Below are 21,653 nucleotides of genomic sequence, written 5' to 3' on the forward strand. Positions count from 1 at the left end.
AGTGATAGCGCAACAGGCTTCTGTGGATAACCAAAGCGGGGATGCGGACTTCGGATCAGAATGGTCGGCATGCGCCCACCAGCTGCCCTGCCGGCCCACCTCGCGTCGGCCCCTTTCACCGTCTACGAAGCCCGGGCCGCCACGATCGGCAACAACCGGCTCCGTTCCTCCGATCTCGCCACCGCCGGCCGGTTGCTGTACTTGCCGGCCGGCTGGGAGTTCGAACTCCGCGGGCTGGCCCGTGCCTTGTCTGCTGCGACCCCGGGCGCCTGGATTTCCCACCTCACGGCCGCGGTCCTGCTGGGGCTGTGGCTCCCGCCTTGGTACAGCGGGTGCCGGGAACTTCATCTCAGCAAGCCCAGAGCCCTGCCGCAGGTGCGCCGTCACGGCGTGGTGGGGCATACAGTGCTGGTGTTCGACGACGAACTCATGGACTGGGACGGGATCCGGATTTCGACGCCTGCCCGCACCTGGCTGGACCTGGCCCACACGCTGCCGCTGAAGGACCTCGTGGCGATCGGAGACCAGTTGGTGCGGCAGCCGCATCCCGGGCTGGAGTACCGCACGGAGCCCTGGACCACACGTCTCCGCCTCGCGGCGCTGCTCGGGAGGCACCCGAAACTCAAGGGAATCGTGAAAGCACGCCAGGCGCTGGAACTGGTCCGGCCGGGCTCCGACTCGGCACCGGAAACGTTCCTTCGCCTGGCGTTGACTGCGGCCGGGCTCCCGGAGCCTGAGCTCCAGGTCAGGATCCTGCCGGATGACCCCTACTCCCCTCCTGCGGACCTCGGCTACCGCAGGCAGAGAGTCGCTATGCAGTACGACGGCGGCCACCACCTCACCCGCGAACAGCAGTCCCGCGACAACCAACGGGACGAGGCGTTCAACGCAGCAGGCTGGCGCTACTTCAAATTCAACGCCAACGATCTGGCCGATGACTTCCGCGGAGCCGCGCGGCGTGTCCGGGCAGCCTTGCCCCCCGTTAAGCGCCGGTTGCCCTATCACTTATCGGGTCCAAACCAGGGGTTTGACCACCACAAGTGATAGGGCAACACGGAAAAGGGGGTTAGCGCTCCAGGTCGCCGCGGATGAAGGCCTCGACCTTTTCACGGGCGAGGTCGTCGTTGAACTGCTCCGGCGGGGACTTCATGAAGTAGCTCGACGCCGAGAGCAGCGGGCCGCCGATGCCGCGGTCCAGGCCGATCTTGGCGGCACGGATGGCGTCAATGATCACGCCGGCGGAGTTGGGCGAATCCCAGACCTCCAGCTTGTACTCCAGGGACACCGGGGCGTCGCCGAAGTTGCGGCCTTCCAGGCGGACGAAGGCCCACTTGCGGTCATCGAGCCACTGGACGTAGTCCGACGGGCCGATGTGCACGTCCTTGGCGGCCAGGTCGGCTTCCACGTTGGACGTGACGGCCTGGGTCTTGGAGATCTTCTTGGACTCGAGGCGGTCGCGCTCCAGCATGTTCTTGAAGTCCATGTTGCCGCCGACGTTCAGCTGGTACGTGCGGTCCAGGGTGACGCCGCGGTCCTCGAACAGCTTCGCCATGACGCGGTGCGTGATGGTGGCGCCGATCTGGCTCTTGATGTCGTCGCCCACAATCGGGACGCCGGCCGCGGTGAACTTGTCCGCCCACGCCTTGGTGCCGGCGATGAAGACCGGCAGGGCGTTGACGAACGCCACGCCGGCGTCGATGGCGCACTGGGCGTAGAACTCTGCGGCTTCCTGCGACCCGACCGGCAGGTAGCACACCATCACGTCAACCTCGGCGTCCTTGAGGGCCTGGACGACGTCGACCGGCTCCTCCGGGGACTGCTCGATGGTCTCGAGGTAGTACTTGCCGAGCCCGTCGAGGGTGGGCCCGCGCTGCACGGTCACGCCGGACGGCGGCACGTCGGCGATCTTGATGGTGTTGTTCTCGCTGGCCAGGATGGCGTCGGACAGGTCCTGGCCCACCTTCTTGCCGTCGACGTCGAACGCGGCGACGAACTTCACGTCGCCCACGTGGTACTGGCCGAACTCCACGTGCATCAGGCCGGGGATCGTGGCCTTGGGGTCGGCGTCCTTGTAGTACTCAACGCCCTGGACCAGCGAGGCGGCGCAGTTACCTACGCCGACGATTGCAACACGAATCGGATGTGAAGACACGGAACTCCTTTAAGGGACAACGTCATGTGCCCGGCGGAAGTACTCTGATGCACGACGGCGGCAGCGGGCACGGCGCCCAACGGCGCCTTTAGCATTCTAATCAACTGCGCGGCGGCCCGGATTGTTCCCGCCCGCCGCGCAGCCTGTCTTACAGGGAGGTGCGGCCTGTTACTTCTGGGCCCACAGATTGATGTCGGACTCGACGGCGAACTCATCGATCGCCGTCAGCTCCGCGGCGGTGAAGTCCAGGTTGTTGATGGCGGCCAGGTTGTCCTCGAGCTGCCGGACGCTGGATGCCCCCACCAGGGCGGACGTCACCGCGGAGCCCTTGCCCTGTTCGCGCAGGATCCAGGCGATGGCCATCTGCGCGAGCGACTGCCCGCGGCCTTCAGCGATCCGGTTGAGCCCCCGGACGCGGGCCAGCTTGTCCTCGGTGATGCTGTCCTCGTCCAGGGACTTGTCCTGCGCGGCGCGGGAATCGGCGGGGATCCCGTGCAGGTACCGGTCGGTGAGCATGCCCTGGGCCAGCGGCGAGAACGCGATGGACCCGGCACCCACCTGGTCCAGGGCTTCGTACAGGTTGGGGCTGCCGTTCTCGGTCCAGCGGTTCAGCATCGAGTAGCTGGGCTGGTGGATCAGCAGCGGGGTGCCCAGCTCCTTCAGGATGCGGGCCGCCTCGAGGGTCTGCTCCGGGGTGTAGGAGGAGATGCCCGCGTACAGGGCCTTGCCGGAACGGACCGCGTGGTCCAGCGCCCCCATGGTCTCCTCCAGGGGTGTCTCCGGGTCCGGGCGGTGGCTGTAGAAGATGTCCACGTAGTCCAGGCCCATCCGGGTCAGGGACTGGTCGAGGCTGGCGAGCAGGTATTTGCGGGAGCCCCATTCGCCGAACGGGCCCGGCCACATGTTGTAGCCGGCCTTGGTGGAGATGATGAGCTCGTCGCGGTACGGGGCGAAGTCGTCCCGCAGGTGCCGGCCGAAGTTCGTTTCGGCGGATCCGGCGGGCGGCCCGTAGTTGTTGGCGAGGTCGAAGTGGTTGACGCCGAGGTCGAAGGCGCGGCGCAGGATGGCGCGCTGGACCTCGAAGGCCTTGTCGTCGCCGAAGTTGTGCCACAGGCCGAGGGAAACGGCGGGAAGCTTCAGCCCGCTGCGGCCCACACGGCGGTACGGCATGGAGTCATAGCGGGTCTCTGCTGCAACGTAAGTCATGGGAAGTCCTGTCCTATTCGGAGATGATGGCGGCGCTGTGGCCCGGCAGGTCCAGCTGGCCGGCGGCGAGCCGCACGCCGTCGTCGGTGGCGAGCGCCACCGAGGCGCCGGCCACGGCGAGGCTGCGCGCTTCGGCAGAGAAGTTCATCGCCACCTCCACGCTGCCGCGGCGCAGGCGGAGCCAGCGCTCGGCCTCGTCGAACGCCACGGCGGTGTCCTCGAAGCCGAGACCGGACAGCTCCGGCGTGGCGCGCCGCAGCGCGATGAGCTGGCGGTACAGCTCCAGCAGGCGGGCGTGGTGGCCCTGCGCGGCTTCGTCCCAGTTGAGCCGGGAGCGGGTGAAGGTTTCGGGGTCCTGCGGGTCGGGCACGACGGCGGGGTCCCACCCCATCCGCTCGAACTCCCGGATCCGGCCCTCCGCCGTGGCCTTCCCGAGTTCCGGTTCCGGGTGCGAGGTGAAGAACTGCCACGGCGTGGTGGCGCCGTATTCCTCGCCCATGAACAGCATCGGCGTGTACGGCGAGGTGAGGGTCGCGACGGCGGCGAGCGCCAGCTGCCCGTAGCCCAGGGTCTGGGACAGCCGGTCGCCGGTGGCCCGGTTGCCGATCTGGTCGTGGTTCTGGCTGCAGACCACCAGCGCGGCCGGGTGGACCAAGCGGGCGTTGATGGGCCGGCCGTGGTGCCGCCCGCGGAAGCTGGAGTAGCTGCCGTCGTGGAAGAACCCGTCCACCAGGACCTTGGCCAGGGCCTCCATGGAGTCGAAGTCGGCGTAGTAGCCCGTGGTCTCGCCGCTGACGTTGACGTGGACGGCGTGGTGGAAGTCATCGCTCCACTGCCCGGCCAGGCCGTACCCGTTGACGTTCCGCGGGTAGAGCAGCCGCGGGTCGTTGAGGTCCGACTCGGCGATCATCGTCGCCGGCCGCCCCGTTTCCGTGGCCACCTCGTCCGCGAGCGCACCGAAGTCCTCCAGCAGGTGGACCGCCCGCTCGTCCTTGAAGGCGTGCACGGCATCGAGCCGCAACCCGTCCACGTGGTAGTCCCGCAGCCACATCGCGGCGTTGTCCAGGATGTAGCGGCGCACCACGTCGGAGCCGGGGCCGTCGAGGTTCACGGAGTCGCCCCACGTGTTCCCCTCCCCCGACTTCAGGTACGGGCCGAACCGGGGAAGGTAGTTCCCGCTGGGCCCGAGGTGGTTGTAGACCACGTCCTGGATGACGCCCAGCCCGGCGGCGTGGGCGGCATCGACGAAGCGCTGGTACGCGGCGGGCCCGCCGTAGCCTTCGTGGACCGCGTACCAGAGGACACCGTCGTAGCCCCAGTTGTGGGTGCCGTTGAAGCCGTTCACCGGCAGCAGCTCCACAAAGTCGATGCCGAGCTCCGCCAGGTAGCCGAGCTTTCCGGCGGCGGCGTCCAGCGTCCCCTCGGGGGTGAAGGTGCCCACGTGCAGCTCGTAGATCACCGCGCCCTGCAGGTCCCGGCCCTGCCACTGCCCGTCCGCCCAGTCGTGGCTGCCGGCGTCGAACGTCCGAGACAGGGCATGGACGCCGTCGGGCTGCCGCCGGGACCGGGGGTCCGGCAGCGGTGTGGTGTCCCCGTCGATCAGGTAGCCGTAGTCCACGTCCCCGGCAGCGGGGGCGTCCGGCGCGGTCCACCAGCCGCCGGAGCCGTCCGCGTTGGACAGAGCGCCGTCCGCGGCGCCGGGGACCCGGCTCATCGGGTACTCCCGGCCGCCGGCGAGCAGCGTGATGGTCTGCGCGTCCGGGGCCCAGACGTTGAAGCGTTCGGATCCGTGTGCAGGCAAGGTCATGGCATTCTTCCGTTCCCCAATATCAGGTTGTCAGTGCGTGCGTCAGGCGCCGGGCACCAGCAGCGCCACCGGGTAGTGGCGCAGGATGTCCGCCACCGGCACGGGTCCCGGGCCGAAGGCCGTCCCCGTCAGCTGGTCGGTCATTTCGGCGGACAGTTCGACGGCGGTGTCCTGCCAGCCGCCGCGCTGTTCCAGTCCGCGGGGCAGCCGGGTGGCGAGGGTGAGGGCCCCGGCGCCCGCGTCGGTGCCGCGTTCGAACGCGACCAGGTGCCCGGCCGCCGGCCCGGTTGCCTTCACGGGGAGGTATCCGGTGAAGAGCTCGGGACGGTCCCGGCGCAGGCGCAGGGCGCGCGAGGTGACCAGGAGCTTGGCGGCGTCGTCGGTGTACGACGCCGGGCGGTCGCCGGCGTCGAGCGCGGCCAGGGCCGCGCGCCGGGCGCCGTAGTCGAACGGCCGCCGGTTGTCCGGGTCGGTCAGCGAGCGGTCCCAGAACTCGGTGCCCTGGTAGACGTCCGGAACGCCCGGCATGGTCAGCTGCACCAGCTTGGCGCCGAGCGAGTTGATGGCCCCGTAGGGTGCCACCAGCTCCACGAGGGATTCCAGTTCCGCCCGGACGGCGTCGTTGTCGAAGGCCGCGTCGACGGCGGCGGCAAGCTTCTTCTCGAAGTCCTCGTTCGGGTCCAGCCAGTCGGTGGAGTTGCCGGCCTCGCGGGCGGCCTTCTGCGCGTAGGACTGCAGCCGGTCCCGGTCCGCGGGCCAGGCGCCGGCGATGGCCTGCCACAGCAGGTTGGCCAGCGGCCCGTCGGGCAGCGGCGCCAGTTCCTGCAGCCGGGCCAGGGCGGCCCGCCATTCCGGGGCCGCCTCGGCGAGCACGGAAATCCGGGCGCGGGTGTCCTCGCTGCGTTTGGTGTCGTGCGTGCTGAGCGTGGTCATGGACAGCGGAATCTCGGCCTGGCGGCGGGCCATGCGGCGGTGGAACTCCTCCGGTGCCACAGCGAACTCGGTGGGATCGGCGCCCACCTCCGTCAGGGTGCCCAGCCGGGTGTAGCGGAAGAACGCGGTGTCCTCCACGCCCTTGGCCATGACCATGCCCGAGGTCTGCTGGAAGCGGCGCCCCAGCTCGGTGCTGTCCTCCGGGCCGGCCTCCAGGAGCAGCGGGAGCAGGCGGCCGACGGCGTCGTCCAGATCGGGGCGGCGGCGGGCCGCGAGGGCGCACGCCTCCTTCAGGACGTCGGCGCCGTCGGGCAGGTAGCTGCGGTACACCGGGAAGGCGGCAATGATTTCCGAGAGGGCGTCCGCGGCGAGTTCGCTGCTGAGCCCGGCCGCGGGCGGCACCAGCCGCGCCAGCCGGAGCATCTCCGAGTGCAGGATGCCGTCCGTGATCCGGCGCTTGGTGCCCCGGATCATCTCCTCGTAGTCCGGCACCTCGCCGCCGCGCAGGTCGGCGTCGAGCGCGTCGAGGGCCTCCTGCCCGGCGGGATCGACGAAGAGCCGGTCCACGTCCGCGAGGGCGTCGTAACCCGTGGTCCCCTCGCAGTCGAAGCCGGCCGGAAGCACCTCGCCCGGCTCCAGGATCTTCTCGATCAGCAGGTAGCTGCCGCCCGTGGCCTCCCGGAGCCGGTGCAGGTACCCCGCTGGATCGGCCAGACCGTCCGGGTGGTCGATCCGGAGACCGTCCACCAGGCCCTCGCGGAACCAGCGGACAATCTCGGCGTGCGCTTCGTCGAAGACCTCCGGAAGCTCCACCCGGATGCCGGCCAGGCTGTTGACGGCGAAGAACCGGCGGTAGTTCAGGTCGTTGTCCGCCCGGCGCCAGCCCACCAGCTCGTAGTGCTGGCGGTTGTGGACCTCGCGGGGGTCATCCCCCTCGGTGTAGCTGCCCTCAGCCAGCGGGAAGCGGTGGTCGTAGTAGCGGAGTTCCCCGTCCTTGACCTCGAGGGCGTCAACGTCCGCGTCCGATCCCAGCACGGGGATGCGGATGCGGCCGCCGCCGAAGTCCCAGTCGACGTCGAACGCCTGGGCGTAGCGGGACTGCTGCCCCTCCTTCAGCAGGGACCACCACCACGGGTTCTGGGCGGGGGTGGCGACGCCGACATGGTTCGGCACAATGTCGACGAGCACCCCCATTCCCGCTTCCCGGGCGGCAGCCGACGCGGCGGCCAGGCCTTCCGGCCCGCCGCGGTCGGAGTCGATCGCGGCGGGGTCGGTGACGTCGTAGCCGTGGTCGGAGCCCTCCTCCGCTGTCAGGATCGGCGAGAGGTAGAGCCAGTCCACGCCGAGTGCCTTCAGGTAGGGCACGGTCTGGGCTGCGTCCTGGAGGGTGAAACCGGGACGGATCTGCAGCCGGTAGGTGGAGACGGGGGTCCTCATTCGGCGGCAGCCTTCCCGGAAGCCGCGTCGGAAACCTTGTCGGCGGCCTCGTCCTGGGCCTCCGCCATTTCCTCGAAGGCTTCCTCGTGCTCGGCCATGGAGGCCAGCGACGCGGCTGCGGAGTAGTCAACTTCCACCTCGGGGCCGGAGTGCGCCCGGAGCACCACCATGGACTTGGCGGCGAGCTTCAGCACCGAACCGGCGCGGAGCGGTTCCTCGGTACCGGTCTGGTCCGAGGTGTCCACCAGCACGTCCCAGAGCTTTGAGTACTCCTCGGTGGGCAGGACAAAGTCCACGTCGCCGTCATGGGCGTTGAACGCCATCAGGAAGTTGTCGTCGGTGATCCGGCGGCCGCGGGAATCCTGTTCCTGGATCCCGTGCCCGTTGTAGAACACGCCGATGGTCCGGCCGAAGCCGCTGCCCCAGTCCTCCGGCAGCATTTCGGTGCCGTCAGTCTTCAGCCACACGATGTCCGGCAGCTTCTCGCCCTCGCCGCGGCGCACCGGGCGGCCGTCGAAGAAGCGGCTGCGCCGGAACGTCGGGTGGTCGTGGCGGATCTTGTTGACGAAGGCGGTGAACTCCACCAGCGGCTGGTCCATGGCTTCCCAGTGGATCCAGCTCAGCTCGGAGTCCTGGCAGTAGGTGTTGTTGTTGCCGGCCTGGGTGCGGCCCAGCTCGTCACCGTGCAGCAGCATCGGAACGCCCTGGGAGAGCAGCAGGGTGGCGATGAAGTTGCGCTGCTGGCGGGCGCGGAGCGTCAGGACCTCGTCGTTGTCCGTGTCCCCCTCCTCACCGCAGTTCCAGGAGCGGTTGTGGGATTCGCCGTCGTTGTTGCCTTCACCGTTGGCGTCGTTGTGCTTCTCGTTGTAGGACACGAGGTCGCGCATGGTGAAGCCGTCGTGGGCGGTGACGAAGTTGATCGAGGCCACGGGGCGCCGCGCCGAGCTTTCGTACAGGTCCGCAGAGCCGGTCAGGCGGGAGGCGAATTCACCCAGCGTGGAGGGTTCGCCGCGCCAGAAGTCGCGGACCGTGTCGCGGTACTTGCCGTTCCATTCGGTCCACTGCGGCGGGAAGTTGCCCACCTGGTAGCCGCCGGGACCGATGTCCCAGGGCTCGGCGATCAGCTTGACCTGGGAAACGATCGGGTCCTGCTGGATGAGTTCGAAGAAGGTGGAGAGCTTGTCGACGTCGTAGAACTCGCGGGCCAGCGTGGAGGCGAGGTCGAAGCGGAAGCCGTCGACGTGCATTTCCGTCACCCAGTAGCGCAGGGAGTCCATGAGGAGTTGAAGGGAGTGCGGGTGCCGGACGTTGAGGGAGTTGCCGGTGCCGGTGTAGTCCATGTAGTGCTTCATGTCGTCGTCCACCAGGCGGTAGTAGGCCTGGTTGTCGATGCCCTTGAAGGACAGGGTGGGGCCCAGGTGGTTGCCTTCGGCGGTGTGGTTGTAGACCACGTCCAGGATCACTTCGATGCCGGCACGGTGCAGGTCGCGGACCATGGCCTTGAACTCCTGCACCTGGTGCCCGACGTCGCCGGTGGAGCTGTAGGTGTTCTGCGGGGCGAAGAAGCCGATGGTGTTGTAGCCCCAGTAGTTGTTGAGGCCCTTCTCCTGGAGCGTGCCGTCATTGACGAACTGGTGGACGGGCATGAGCTCGATGGCGGTGACGCCGAGCTTCTTCATGTGCTCAATGACCGCCGGGTGCGCGACGCCGGCGTAGGTGCCGCGCTGTTCCTCGGGGACCTCCGGGTGGAGCTCGGTGAGGCCCTTGACGTGCGCCTCGTAGATGACCGACTGGTGGTACGGGATGCGCAGCTGACGGTCGCCGTCCCACTCGAAGAACGGGTTGATGACCACGCCGTGCATGGTGTGGGGCGCCGAGTCGGCGTCGTTGCGGGAGTCGGGGTCACCGAATTCGTAAGTGAAGAGCGCGGGGTCCCAGTCGATCTGGCCCTGGACGGCCTTGGCGTAAGGGTCCATCAGCAGCTTGTTCGGGTTGAAGCGGTTGCCGTTTTCCGGTTCGTACGGGCCGTGCACGCGGTAGCCGTACTTCTGCCCCGGCTGGATCTGCGGCAGGTAGCAGTGCCACACGTAGCCGTCCACTTCGGTGAGCTCGATCCGCGTCTCAGTCAGGTCATCGGCGAGGAGGCAAAGTTCCACCCGTTCCGCTCGTTCGCTGAACAGGGCAAAGTTGGTGCCGGTTCCGTCAAAGGTGGCTCCCAGCGGGTACGCCGTTCCGGGCCAGACTTCCATGTGTTCTCCTCGTGCTGATGCGGACAATCTCTAGACAGACTACTTGTAAGTAATGTTACTAATTGACAGCGGGTGCAGTGCGCGCGCGATTGTTACAGCCGTGCCATCACCTCCGGCAGGGATTCCGCGATGGCCGACGCCGTGAGCGGGCCGCCGCCGGAGGCCAGGGAGCCTGCGCGGCCGTGCAGGCTGGCTGCCATCGCGGCGACGGCGGCCCACCGGTCCGGGCGTGTGATGCCGCGGGCGCTGAAGGTCCCGGTGGTCTCGGCCAGCTGGGCGAGCAGGGATCCCAGCACGCCGGCCAGGACGTCGCCGCTGCCGGCGCTGGCCATCCAGGGGCTGGCCTCGGCCTGGCTGAACACGGCGCCGGAAGGTGCGGCCACAAGGGTGGTGGCGCCCTTGAGCAGCACCGTGGCGCCGGTCAGGTCGCTGGCTTGCCGGGCCGCGGCCAGGGTGGCGTCCTCCACGCTGCCGCGCTCCGGGTCCGCGCCATAACGGCCCAGCAGCGCAGCCAGTTCGCCGGCGTGCGGGGTCAGCACGGTGCCGGGGTCAAGCCGTTGCGGCAGGGCGGGAAGCGCACCGGCGTCGGCCACCACCGGCAGTCCGGTGGCCGCGGCGGCGCGGACGCGGTCCAGCTGCTGGTGGGCTTCCTCGTCCAGCCCCGGGCCGAGGAGCCAGGCCTGAACGTGTGCGTCGGCGGGGCTGCCGGTTCCGCACACCACCTCAGGGCAGGACTGGCGGACCAGGTCGGCCACGTCCGGCGGACCCAGGTAGCGCACCATGCCCACACCGGCCGCCAGCGCGCCGCGGCAGGCCAGCACGGCCGCTCCGGGGTAGCGCGAGGAACCGGCCACTACGCCCAGGACGCCGCGGGAGTACTTGTGGGAGCGCCGGCCGGGATGCGGCAGCAGTGCGGACAGGTCCGCTGCCTCGAGGCGGCGCAGGGCGGGCCGGGTCAAGCCGGCCTCGATTCCGATCGGGATGACCTGGACTCTGCCTGCGAAGTCCGCGCCGGGATCGGCCAGCAGTCCGGCCTTGGCGGCGCCGAAGGTGACGGTCAGGTCCGCGGGGAGTACCGGCAGGTGGGCCTCTCCGGTGCCGGCGTCCACGCCGCTGGGAATGTCGCACGCCAGCACGAGACCGGGCCGGGAGCGTTCCAGCGCCTCCATCAGCGCGGCGGCGGGCCCGCGGAGGCCGCCCTGCGCGCCCGTGCCCAGCACCGCGTCGATGACGACGCCGGTGCGCGAGGCGGCCGCGGCCGCCTCGCCCGTGTTCTCCTCGTCCAGCCGGAGCACCCGGCCGCCGGCCTTCTCAAAAGCCGCGAGCCCCTCCGGGTGGGCCTCCCCCGCGGTGAGAACCGCCGTCGTCCGCATGCCGCGGCCGGCCAGCATGGCGGCGGCGAACAGGCCGTCCCCGCCGTTGTTGCCCTTGCCGGCCAGCACGGTGACGCTGGCGCCGTAGAGGCGGTGGCCGCGGGACCGGAGTTCCCGGATCACGGCGTTGGCCAGCCCGTAGGCTGCCCGCTGCATCAGAACAGCGCCCATACCGGTGTCCAGGAGAGGCCGCTCAGCCTCGCGTATCTGGGTTCCGGTATAGGCGCTGATCATGGGTGCGGTCCGTTCTCGGTGCAGTCGCTGCGGGAAGCCCGGCGAGGGCCGGGCCGGACGGGCCTAGCCTTCGGCGATCACCGTCGCCGTGGCAATGCCGCCGTCGTGGCTCATCGAGACGTGCCAGCGTTTGACGCCTTTCGACTCCGCCACGGCCAGCACGGTGCCCTTGACCTGGACGGTGGGACCGTTCTGGTCCAGCCCGATCCAGCAGTCCTGCCAGTTCATGCCGGCCGGAGCGCCCAGGACCTTGGCCACGGCCTCCTTGGCGGCGAACCGGGCAGCCAGGGACCGCGTGTTCAGTTCGCGTTCCGCGGGGACGAACAGCCGGTCGCGCAGCCCGGGGGTGCGCTCCAGCTGCCGGCCGAACCGTTCAATGTCTACGACGTCTACGCCAATGCCAACGATCATGGCGCTATTCTACGGTCACGCTCTTGGCCAGGTTGCGAGGCTGGTCCACGTCGTAGCCCTTGGCGGAGGCCAGGGCGAGGGCAAAGATCTGCAGCGGGACGGTGCTGAGCAGCGGGGCCAGCAGGGTGGGGGTCTCCGGGATGTAGAAGACGTGCTCGGCGTAGGCCTTGACGGCTTCGTCCCCTTCCTCGGCGATCACGATCGTCTTGGCGCCGCGGGCCCGGACTTCCTGGATGTTGGAGACCACCTTGGAGTGCAGCGAGTCGCGGCCGCGCGGCGAGGGGACCACCACGAAGACGGGCTGGCCCTCTTCGATCAGCGCGATCGGGCCGTGCTTGAGCTCGCCGGCGGCGAAGCCCTCGGCGTGGATGTAAGCCAGCTCTTTGAGTTTGAGGGCACCTTCCATGGCCACCGGGAAGCCGACGTGGCGGCCCAGGAACAGGACGGACTTGGCGTCGGCCATGGACTGGCCGAGTTCCTTGATCTGCGCTTCGTTGTCGAGGATCTGCTGGATCTTGGCGGGGATCTTGTTGAGGTCCGCGAGGACGTCCTTGATCTCGCCCTGGAACTTGTTGCCGCGGAGCTGGGCGAGGTAGAGGCCCAGGAGGTAGGCGGCGGTGATCTGCGCCAGGAAGGCCTTGGTGGAGGCGACGGCGATTTCCGGGCCGGCGTGGGTGTAGAGCACGGCGTCGGATTCACGCGGGATGGTGGAGCCGTTGGTGTTACAGATCGAGACGGTCTTGGCGCCCTGTTCCTTGGCGTAGCGGACGGCCATCAGCGTGTCCATGGTCTCGCCGGACTGGGAGATCGAGACGATCAGCGTGTTCTGGTCCACGATCGGGTCGCGGTAGCGGAATTCGTGCGAGAGCTCCACCTCGGTGGGGATCCGGCACCAGTGCTCGATCGCGTACTTGGCGACCTGGCCGGCGTACGCGGACGTGCCGCAGGCGAGGACGATGATCTTGTCCACGCTCTTGAGCAGTTCCGGATCAATCCGGAGCTCGTCCAGGGTGAGTTTGCCGTTGATGTCCGAGCGGCCCAGCAGGGTCTGCAGCACGGCGTCCGGCTGGTCGTGGATTTCCTTTTCCATAAAGGACGGGAAGCCGCCCTTTTCCGCCGACGCCGGATCCCAGTTGACGTGGTATTCCTTGCCTTCGGCCGGGGCGCCGTAGAAGTCGGTGATCTCCACGGTGTCCGCCGTGATGGTGACGATCTGGTCCTGGCCAAGTTCCACGGCGCGGCGCGTGTAGTCGATGAAGCCGGAGACGTCGGAGCCCAGGAAGTTCTCGCCGTCGCCCAGGCCCACCACCAGCGGGGAGTTGCGGCGGGCGGCCACGACGACGTCGGGCTGGTCCGCGTGGACGGCGAGAAGGGTGAAGGCGCCTTCGAGGCGCTGGCAGGCCAGCTGCATGGCCTTGGTGAGGCCGCCGTTGGAGACGTCGCCGCCGAGCTGGTTCCGGTAGATGTCGCCCAGGAGCGCGGCGGCTACTTCCGTGTCGGTCTCGGACCGGAACGTGACGCCCTTGCGCAGCAGTTCCTGCTTGAGCTCGGCGAAGTTTTCGATGATGCCGTTGTGGATCACGGCCAGGCGGTCCCCGTCGGAAAGGTGCGGGTGCGCGTTCTGGTCCGTGGGGCCGCCGTGGGTGGCCCAGCGGGTGTGGCCGATGCCGGTCATCGAGTCCGGCAGCGGGCTGGCCTCGAGTTCGGCCACCAGGTTGCTCAGTTTGCCCGACTTCTTGCGGGACGAAATTGCACCGTCAGCTACAACGGCGATGCCGGCAGAGTCGTAGCCCCGGTACTCCAGGCGCCGCAGTCCTTCAAGGACAACGTCCAGGGCGTTATGTCCAGTATTTACCCGGCCAGCGGAGTGGCCCACATATCCAACGATTCCACACATGGTCTCAAGCCTAGCGGGTTTCCCGGACGGCGGACGTAGGACCAGCGGCCCGTGACGCGTGCACGGGGTCCGGAAAAGTGTTCCTGTCGCTGTTCCTGTCGCGGGGACAGCGCCGTCCATTTCGCTCTCGGCCCGGCGGAGGGCAGAATCTCTAGGGTGACTTTGCAACGCAATGAAGCGAACGGCGACGGCGGCTCCCCGTTCGTGGAGCTGGACCGGCAGACCTGGTCCCGGCTCGCTGCCCAGATGGAGCAGCCCCTCAACGAGGAGGACGTACTCCGTCTCCGCGGCCTGGGCGACCCCCTCGACATGAAGGAGGTCCGCGAGGTCTACCTTCCACTGTCCCGCCTGCTCCATTTATACGTCGAAGCCGCAGGCCAGCTCCATTCGGCCACCACCACCTTCCTGGGCGAACAGACCCAGCGCACCCCTTTCGTCATCGGCGTCGCAGGCTCGGTGGCGGTGGGCAAGTCCACCATCGCCCGCGTGCTCCGCGAGATGCTCCGCCGCTGGCCGGGCACCCCGAATGTTGAGCTCATCACCACCGACGGCTTCCTGTACCCGCTGGCCGAACTCAAGCGCCGCCAGCTGCTGGAACGCAAGGGTTTCCCCGAGTCCTACGACCGCCGCGCGCTCCTGCGCTTTGTGAGCGAAATCAAAGGCGGCGCCGAGGAAGTCCGGGCGCCCTGGTACTCACACGTGACCTACGACATCGTCCCGGGCAAGGAAGTGGTGGTGCGCCGGCCCGACGTCCTGATCGTCGAGGGGCTGAACGTCCTGGCGCCGGCCCGGCCGCGGCATGACGGCCGGCAGGGCCTGGCGCTGAGTGACTTCTTCGATTTTTCGATCTATGTTGATGCCAAAACCTCCTACATTGAGGAGTGGTACGTGGACCGATTCCGCAAACTGCGGACCACCGCATTCGCCCAGCCGGAGTCCTACTTCCACCGCTACGCCACGCTCTCGGATGCCGAGGCGGAGGAGACCGCCCGGGAAATCTGGAAGCGCATCAACGAGCCCAACCTGGTGGAAAACGTGCTGCCCACCCGCGGCCGTGCGCAGCTGGTCCTCACCAAGGACGCCGACCATTCCATCCGCCGCATGCTGCTGCGCAAGGTCTAGCACAGGTGTGCCACGAAGGCTCCGCGGAGCGTCCGGAAGCGCCGGAACCTGCCGGACACATGCCCGGCCGGCGGGCCTTCAGCCGCCTGCTGCTCGCAGGCTCCGGCCTTGCCGCCCTGAGCGCCTGCGCCCCCGGAGGTGCCCGGCCCACGCCGTCAGCGGCTGCGGCGATGCCGTCCGCGACGGCGCCTGTCACCGCGGATCCGTCCCCCGCTTCTCCGGCCACGCCGTCTGCTGAGCCCGTGCCGGGAAGCCCAACCGCGACCGAGACCGCCACCACCGCTCCCCCGGCACCCGCCGCGGCCCCGCCACGGCACTCGCTCACGGACCCTGCCAGCCCGTGGGTGGTGGTGAACAAACACCGCCCGCTCACGCCCGCAGGCTATGTGCCGGCGGATCTGGTCGCGCCCCGCGTGCGCCTGGCCACCTCCGGTGAGGCGGCGCTCCTGAACAGCACCACGGCGGCTGCCGCGGAGAAGATGTTCGCAGCAGCCGCGGCAGCCGGCGTCGTCATCACCCTCGCCAGCGGATACCGCTCGTTCAACACCCAGATCACCACCTACAACAGGTGGGTCAGCGCCGAGGGGCAGGCGGCGGCGGACACTGCCTCGGCGCGGCCCGGCTACTCGGAACACCAGACCGGCTGGTCCTTCGACATCGGTGACGGCAGCGGCAGGGACAGCTTTACCCCGGCCTTCGCGAACCAGCCGGCGGCCATCTGGGTCAAGGCGAACGCCCATCAGTTCGGTTTTGTGGTGCGGTACCCGTGGATGCTCCATGACATCACCGGCTACTACTACGAGCCCTGGCACCTGCGCTACGTGGGCGTCGAAGGGGCGGGCGAGATGAAGACAAAAGGCATCGCGACCCTCGAGGAATACTTCGGGCTGGAAGCGGCACCGGGCTACCGGTAGCTTGGGGTCCATGCTGACCGGATTCAAGAACTTCATTCTCAAAGGCAACGTCGTGGACCTTGCCGTCGCAGTCGTCATCGGCGCCGCTTTTGGCGCCGTGGTCACGGCACTTGTCCAGAGCGTCCTGATGCCCTTCATTGCGGGCCTGGTGGGTGCGCCCAACTTCGACAGCTTTGCCGTGGTGACGTTCAACGGCAATGACATCAAGTTTGGGGTGCTGCTGACCGCGATCGTGAATTTCCTCCTGATCGCGGCCGCGATTTACTTCGTGGTGGTGGCACCCATGAACCACATGATCGAGCGCCGCAACCGCCGCCTGGGCATCACCCCGGACGTCAAGGACGAGGCGGCCGAGGATCCCCAGATCGCCCTGCTGACCGAAATCCGCGACGCCCTGCGCACGGACCGGACGCTCTAGAACGAAAACAACAATGGCGCGTCCCGCGGGACGCGCCATTGCTGGAAAGCTGCAGCTGTGCCAACTGCCGGGGACCGCTCAGTCGGCCACGAGTTCCAGCGCCAGTTCGGTCCGGACCACCTGCGCCAGGCGTTCCGCGACGGTCTGGGCGGTTTCCTGGGACGCGGCCTCCACCATGACGCGCACCACGGGCTCGGTGCCGGAGGGGCGCAGGAGCACACGGCCTGTGTCGCCGAGTTCGGCCTCGGCGCGGGCCACGGCTTCCGCCACGGCCGCATCGCCCTTGACCCGGGTGCGGTCCACACCCTTGACGTTGATCAGGACCTGCGGAAGTTTGGTCATCACCGCGGCCAGGTCCTTCAGCGGGCGGCCGGTGAGGGCCACCTGCGCGGCGATCTGCAGGCCGGTGAGGACGCCGTCGCCGGTGGTGGCGTGGTCGGCGAAAATGACGTGGCCGGACTGCTCGCCGCCGAGGTTGTAGCCGCCTTCGCGCATGCCTTCCAGGACGTAGCGGTCACCGACGCCGGTCTCGCGCAGGCTGATGCCGGCCTGGCGCAGTGCGATCTTGAGTCCGAGGTTGCTCATCACCGTGGCGACCAGGACGTCGTCCTTGAGCTTGCCGGAGGCTTTCAGCGCCACGGCGAGGATGGCCATGATCTCGTCGCCGTCCACTTCGGTGCCTTCGTGGTCCACTGCGAGGCAGCGGTCCGCGTCGCCGTCGTGCGCAATGCCAAGGTCCGCGCCGTAGGCCAGGACGGCCTGCTGCAGCGGACCCAGGTGGGTGGACCCCACGCCGTCGTTGATGTTAAGCCCGTCCGGCTCGGCCCCGATGACAATCACGTCGGCGCCGGCGTCCTTGAAGACCTGCGGGGAACAGCCGCTCGCTGCGCCGTGGGCGCAGTCCAGGACCACCTTGAGTCCGTCCAGGCGGTGCGGGAGGGTGCCCAGCAGGTGCACGATGTAGCGGTCCTCGGCGTCGGAGAAGCGCTGGATCCGGCCCACCTCGCCCCCCACCGGGCGGACGGGCTCCTGGCCCAGCTGCGCCTCGATGGCATCCTCGACGTCGTCCGGCAGCTTCTGGCCGCCGCGGGCAAAGAACTTGATGCCGTTGTCCGGCGCGGGGTTGTGGGAGGCGGAGATCATCACGCCGAAGTCCGCGTCCAGGTCGGCCACCAGATAGGCGGCGGCCGGCGTCGGGAGCACACCGGCGTCGTAGACGTCGATCCCGGAGCTGGAGAGCCCGGCCTCCACCGCGGCCGCGAGGAACTCGCCGCTGGCGCGGGGGTCCCGGGCAACGACGGCGCGCGGCCGCGTCCCGTTGGTATTGCGGTCATGGCCAAGTACGACGGCGGCGGCCTGGGCCAGCTGCAACGCCAGCTCGGCCGTCAGCAGGCCGTTCGCCAAACCCCGGACACCATCTGTTCCAAATAATCTAGACATCGGGTCAAGTTTAGACGATGAGGCGGATGCTTCCGCTCTTGGGGTCCGAGGGCGGGCCCGGCAACAGGGTTAAACGGCGAAAGCCCGTCCCGCCACAAAGGGCGGAACGGGCTTTCGTGCAAGCAAAGTTTCTGCTTGTAGGCGCTTTTTAGCGCTTGGAGTACTGCTGGGCCTTGCGGGCCTTCTTGAGACCGGCCTTCTTGCGCTCGATGACGCGGGCGTCACGACGCAGGTAACCGGCCTTCTTCAGGGTGGCGCGGTTGTTGTCGACGTCGATCTCGTTCAGCGAACGGGCGATGCCGAGGCGCAGGGCACCGGCCTGGCCGGAGATGCCACCACCGTGGATGCGGGCGATAACGTCGTAGGCGCCTTCGAGATCGAGGATCTTGAAGGGCTCGTTGACGTCCTGCTGGTGCAGCTTGTTCGGGAAGTAGTTGGCCAGTTCGCGGCCGTTGATGGTCCACTTGCCGGAGCCCGGTACAACGCGGACGCGTGCAACAGCTTCCTTGCGACGGCCAACTGCGGCGCCGGCGACGGTCAGGGCCGGGCGTTCCTTCTTCGGCGCAGCTGCTTCTGCAGCACCGCTTTCCGAGGTGTAGCTGGTCAGGTTTTCCTCAGCCTCAACGGCTTCGGTGGTCAGTTCTTCGTTCTGAGCCACGATTCTCCTTGATAAAAAGTTGGTTGGTGGCCAGGACTACTGGGCGACCTGGGTGATTTCGAAAGTCTTGGGCTGCTGGGCTGCGTGGGGGTGCTCGGCACCCTTGTAAACCTTCAGCTTGCCCAGCTGCTGTGCAGCGAGGGAGTTCTTCGGGAGCATGCCCTTGATGGCCTTCTCCACGGCGCGGACCGGGTTGGATTCCAGCAGCTCCGCGTAGTTGACGGAGGTCAGGCCGCCCGGGTAGCCGGAGTGGCGGTATGCGCGCTTCTGCTCCAGCTTGGCGCCGGTGAGGGCAACCTTTTCAGCGTTGATGATGATGACGAAGTCGCCCATGTCCATGTGGGACGCAAAGGTGGCCTTGTGCTTGCCGCGCAGCAGGATTGCGGTCTGGCTGGCAAGACGACCAAGGACAACGTCGGTGGCGTCAATGACGTGCCACTGGCGGTTGATATCGCCGGGCTTCGGGGTGTACGTACGCACGGTGTTTGCCTCGTTCTTGTTCTGGCGTTCTTGTTTTAGGCGTCACACGAAGGTGCACCTACTATCTATGCGCTACCGGAACAGAGGTGAGGGCTCTATGTAACCAGTTGTCCTGAGGTCTCGAATGTGCACGCTGGGTAGTCATCCTGCAACCGGATTCCCAAGCGGGCACGCACCATCGAGAAGGACACGCACAACGACTACCAAGAATAGCGGAAGACGCATCACTGGGTCAAAATGGGGTGTCCGGATGCATCCTGCCCGCCCCCGGCCCGCCGCATCCCTGGAGGAACCGTGCTCGACACCGCCGCCGCTGGCTCCGCAACGCCGCTGTTTATCGCCGGGATGGGGCTGGTTGGCATGTGCCTGGGGCTGCTGGCGGACATCCTTGTCCGACGGGCACTCCCCCAGCTCGCTGGAGACACTTCCCGGCGCCAGTGGATGACGACGGCGGCAGCTGGCTTTGCGCTCTCCGCCCTGCTCGCGTGGCGCTTCGGCGCCACGGCCGAACTTCCCGCCTACCTATTGCTCGGCATATTCGCTATACCGCTGGCCCGGATCGATATTGAGCACCATTTGCTGCCTAACCGGCTGGTGGGGCCCCTGTTGGTGGCCGGACTGGCCCTCCTGGCCGTCGCGGCCGTGGCCCAGGAAGCCGCCGGCAGCCTGCTTCGCGGAGCCGTGGGATCCGTCATCTTGTTCGTTTTCTACTTAATCTTGGCCTTGACCAGCGGAAACGGGCTCGGAATGGGCGATGTGAAGCTGGCAGCGCCAGTGGGACTGTACTTAGGCTACCTAGGCTGGCAGCAGCTGTTCTACGGCGGGGCACTTGCCTTCGTCGCGGGCGGCCTCGCGTCCGTTGTTCTGGTGCTGAAAAGCCGCGGAAACAAGCCGCGGGAAGTGGCCTATGGCCCCTCCATGCTGGCCGCCGGTCTGGCCGTCATCCTGCTCTTCCCATAACACCTGTCACAGCCGCAACTTCTGTGATCACTAGTAAGCCTGCGTATCAAAACAAGTAATTGGCCCCACGCGTCCCAGCCAAACTGAGTACACCCGCAAATGGGCCTAGGTGATGGCCTGATTTTCCTTCCAAAAAGTCGAGTATCCCGATGCATTGCCGCGCCTCGAAGCGCCGTGCAAATGTTGAGCCAACGAAGTTCCCGCAAATAAGCAAAAGGGGATTTGCCGGAATTTCGTTACATATTCGCCACTCTGGAAAAGGAATTCACAATGACTGGTCTCATGGTCTCAATGCTCGCTTTTGTAGCCGGCGTCAAGGACAAGCTGGAATCGGAAAAGGGCGCCACCGCCACCGAATATGGTCTGCTCGTTGGCCTTATCGCCCTCATCATCGTGGTCGGCGTCGGCTTCTTCGGCCGATCCCTGAACAACTTCTTCAACGATCTCGGTACCACCGTCAACGGCTGGTAGTCCGCTCGTTGAACCAGGTCTCCACATCACGAAGTGCCGCGTCCGCGAAGCGCGGACGCGGCACTTTCCATTAAAAACAGCGTCACATTCCTCGGGGGGAACCTGTGAAACGCAACAAAGTCAGGGCACGGCGGGAGCGGGGCGCCGTAGCCGTCGAGTTCGCACTCGTGGCACCCATCCTCATGGGCCTCGTCGTATCGATTGTGGAGTTTTCAAGCTTCTACAATCTCCAGATCTCAGTCACTCAGGCAGCGCGTGAAGCCGCCCGCGAGATGGCAGTCACCGACGACGCCGGCCTGGCTGCAGCCAAGGGCGTAGCAGGCGCTCCAGGCGTTGCCCTTGCACCTGGCAACTTCGCCTTCTCGGGCGCCTGCAGTCCCGGTGCCACCGTTACAGCGACGGTAAATTTCAGCCGTCCGGCCCTCACTGGCTTCTTCGGTCCAACGGTCACCGTCACCGGACAGGGGGCCATGCGATGCGAACGCTGATGAGATCCCGCAGAACCGGTCAGGCCCCTGACACGGAACGTGGCGCCGCCGGGGTGCTGGTGGCCGTGATGATGCTCGTCCTCATCGGTGCCGGTGCTATTGCCGTTGACGTCGGCCAGATGTACGCGGAGCGCGGTGAACTGCAGAACGCCGCCGACTCCGCGGCCCTGGCCGGCGCGCAGATCTGCTCTGAAACCGTGCCCTGCACTCAAGCCGATGCCGAAGCCCTCGCCGGAGTCCTGACCAACCAGAACTCCAAGGACGGCGTCTCCCGGGTCCGGTTCGTTGACCTCAGCGTTCCCTCCCAGGTGACAGTAAGTACGGCCACCGTGAATGCCGCCAATGGATCGGGCTTCCTGAGCAAACTGTTTGCCAACGCCCTCAACACCACTGACGTCGGCGTCGGCGCCACTGCCACCGCCAAGTGGGAATACCCCACCCGGGGCCGCAGCATCCTTCCGCTGACCTTTGCGCCGTGCGAGTTCATCGACGACGGACTCCCGCACAAGATCCTGACTCAGGGCGGCGGAGCGGGAGCCGTGGACTGCACCGGCTTGAACCCGTCCAACCAAATCATCCCGGGCGGCTTCGCCTGGCTGAAGCCGGATGCAGGGACAGGCTGCCAGGTGACCGCGGAAATTGGCCAGTGGAGCATCACCAGCGCGGGCGCATCCATGCCTGCCGGCTGCGACGCCATCTTCAACACTTCCCTCGTTGGGCAGACCGTCGCCATTCCGGTCTACAAGTACACCTGCAAGGACATGTTCTCGCCGTGCACCGGCAGCAACGTGAAGTACATGATCGAAAAGTGGGCCGGATTCGAAGTCCAGGGCTGGAGTTTCCCGGGCAATTCCTACGATCCAACCAATGTTTTTACCACCAGCGAAAAAGGGCTCTACGGAACCTTTGTCGGCTATTTCGCCGATCCCGGCGTATTCACGGGTGGATCTCCCACCCCTACCGGAAACGTCAAGATTCTCGGTCTCATCAAATAATACTGATT

19 protein-coding genes are annotated in these 21,653 nt (G+C 67.4%); 8 read left to right on the forward strand and 11 right to left on the reverse strand.

The features are described from left to right. Nucleotides 1-69 precede the first annotated feature (69 nt). The gene (locus ACTWQD_RS05525) at nt 70-1,044 is read left to right on the forward strand and encodes a DUF559 domain-containing protein (RefSeq protein ID WP_443195171.1); all 975 of its coding nucleotides are present in this window, start codon (nt 70-72) and stop codon (nt 1,042-1,044) included. Nucleotides 1,045-1,066: 22 nt separating this feature from the next. On the opposite strand, the gene ACTWQD_RS05530 is transcribed toward ACTWQD_RS05525, so the two are convergent. The 8 genes from ACTWQD_RS05530 to glmS form a co-directional block, all read right to left on the reverse strand. Next, nucleotides 1,067-2,152, reverse strand: a complete 1,086-nt coding sequence (locus ACTWQD_RS05530) for an inositol-3-phosphate synthase (protein WP_443195172.1) — start codon at nt 2,150-2,152, stop codon at nt 1,067-1,069. Between the two features lie 168 nt (nt 2,153-2,320). Then, the gene (gene mgrA, locus ACTWQD_RS05535) at nt 2,321-3,358 is read right to left on the reverse strand and encodes an L-glyceraldehyde 3-phosphate reductase (protein WP_443195173.1); all 1,038 of its coding nucleotides are present in this window, start codon (nt 3,356-3,358) and stop codon (nt 2,321-2,323) included. A 13-nt stretch (nt 3,359-3,371) separates the two neighbouring features. Beyond that, nucleotides 3,372-5,165, reverse strand: coding sequence for a malto-oligosyltrehalose trehalohydrolase (gene treZ / locus ACTWQD_RS05540; RefSeq protein WP_443195174.1), 1,794 nt, complete (start codon nt 5,163-5,165; stop codon nt 3,372-3,374). 42 nt (nt 5,166-5,207) lie between these two features. Continuing rightward, the gene (gene treY, locus ACTWQD_RS05545; protein ID WP_443195175.1) at nt 5,208-7,535 is read right to left on the reverse strand and encodes a malto-oligosyltrehalose synthase; all 2,328 of its coding nucleotides are present in this window, start codon (nt 7,533-7,535) and stop codon (nt 5,208-5,210) included. After that, a complete protein-coding gene (gene glgX / locus ACTWQD_RS05550) occupies nt 7,532-9,784 on the reverse strand; it encodes a glycogen debranching protein GlgX (RefSeq protein WP_443195176.1) in 2,253 nt (750 codons plus the stop codon). The genes treY and glgX overlap by 4 nt, the downstream gene beginning before the upstream one ends. Before the next feature lie 92 nt (nt 9,785-9,876). Next, complete coding sequence (locus ACTWQD_RS05555) at nt 9,877-11,391, reverse strand: NAD(P)H-hydrate epimerase (RefSeq protein WP_443195177.1); 1,515 nt, start codon at nt 11,389-11,391, stop codon at nt 9,877-9,879. Between the two features lie 63 nt (nt 11,392-11,454). Then, entirely contained in the window at nt 11,455-11,802 is a 348-nt protein-coding gene (locus ACTWQD_RS05560; RefSeq protein WP_443195178.1) for a holo-ACP synthase, read from the reverse strand. A gap of 4 nt (nt 11,803-11,806) precedes the next feature. Next, nucleotides 11,807-13,699 (reverse strand): glutamine--fructose-6-phosphate transaminase (isomerizing), encoded by a 1,893-nt coding sequence (glmS, locus tag ACTWQD_RS05565; RefSeq protein WP_443195179.1) that lies wholly within the window; start codon nt 13,697-13,699, stop codon nt 11,807-11,809. Between the two features lie 156 nt (nt 13,700-13,855). Between glmS and coaA the strand changes: the two genes are divergently transcribed. Genes coaA through mscL form a run of 3 tightly spaced genes read left to right on the forward strand, consistent with a single transcriptional unit; the run spans nt 13,856 to nt 16,153 of the window. Next, complete coding sequence (gene coaA / locus ACTWQD_RS05570) at nt 13,856-14,821, forward strand: type I pantothenate kinase (RefSeq protein WP_443195180.1); 966 nt, start codon at nt 13,856-13,858, stop codon at nt 14,819-14,821. A gap of 5 nt (nt 14,822-14,826) precedes the next feature. Further along, on the forward strand, nt 14,827-15,735 hold the full coding sequence (locus ACTWQD_RS05575; protein WP_443195181.1) for a M15 family metallopeptidase: 909 nt from the start codon (nt 14,827-14,829) through the stop codon (nt 15,733-15,735). A 10-nt stretch (nt 15,736-15,745) separates the two neighbouring features. Next, the gene (gene mscL / locus ACTWQD_RS05580) at nt 15,746-16,153 is read left to right on the forward strand and encodes a large conductance mechanosensitive channel protein MscL (protein WP_443195182.1); all 408 of its coding nucleotides are present in this window, start codon (nt 15,746-15,748) and stop codon (nt 16,151-16,153) included. 78 nt (nt 16,154-16,231) lie between these two features. On the opposite strand, the gene glmM is transcribed toward mscL, so the two are convergent. From glmM to rplM, 3 genes are all read right to left on the reverse strand, one after another. Continuing rightward, a complete protein-coding gene (gene glmM, locus ACTWQD_RS05585; RefSeq protein ID WP_443195183.1) occupies nt 16,232-17,593 on the reverse strand; it encodes a phosphoglucosamine mutase in 1,362 nt (453 codons plus the stop codon). A 148-nt stretch (nt 17,594-17,741) separates the two neighbouring features. Beyond that, nucleotides 17,742-18,251: a 30S ribosomal protein S9 gene (gene rpsI / locus ACTWQD_RS05590; RefSeq protein ID WP_056425334.1), complete on the reverse strand. Its 510-nt coding sequence runs from the start codon at nt 18,249-18,251 to the stop codon at nt 17,742-17,744. Between the two features lie 36 nt (nt 18,252-18,287). After that, a complete protein-coding gene (gene rplM, locus ACTWQD_RS05595; protein ID WP_056425332.1) occupies nt 18,288-18,731 on the reverse strand; it encodes a 50S ribosomal protein L13 in 444 nt (147 codons plus the stop codon). A gap of 294 nt (nt 18,732-19,025) precedes the next feature. On the opposite strand from rplM, the gene ACTWQD_RS05600 reads away from it, so the two are divergent. The 4 genes from ACTWQD_RS05600 (at nt 19,026) to ACTWQD_RS05615 (ending at nt 21,645) form a co-directional block, all read left to right on the forward strand. Continuing rightward, on the forward strand, nt 19,026-19,691 hold the full coding sequence (locus ACTWQD_RS05600; protein ID WP_443195184.1) for a prepilin peptidase: 666 nt from the start codon (nt 19,026-19,028) through the stop codon (nt 19,689-19,691). 270 nt (nt 19,692-19,961) lie between these two features. After that, entirely contained in the window at nt 19,962-20,162 is a 201-nt protein-coding gene (locus ACTWQD_RS05605; RefSeq protein ID WP_443195185.1) for a Flp family type IVb pilin, read from the forward strand. 104 nt (nt 20,163-20,266) lie between these two features. Next, complete coding sequence (locus ACTWQD_RS05610; RefSeq protein WP_443195186.1) at nt 20,267-20,650, forward strand: TadE/TadG family type IV pilus assembly protein; 384 nt, start codon at nt 20,267-20,269, stop codon at nt 20,648-20,650. Beyond that, complete coding sequence (locus ACTWQD_RS05615; protein WP_443195187.1) at nt 20,650-21,645, forward strand: pilus assembly protein TadG-related protein; 996 nt, start codon at nt 20,650-20,652, stop codon at nt 21,643-21,645. Before ACTWQD_RS05610 ends, ACTWQD_RS05615 begins: the two co-directional genes overlap by 1 nt. Nucleotides 21,646-21,653 lie beyond the last annotated feature (8 nt).

Origin of the sequence: Pseudarthrobacter sp. 1C304 (genome assembly GCF_052245515.1) — a bacterium.
In the GTDB taxonomy this organism is placed as follows: Bacteria; Actinomycetota; Actinomycetes; order Actinomycetales; family Micrococcaceae; genus Arthrobacter.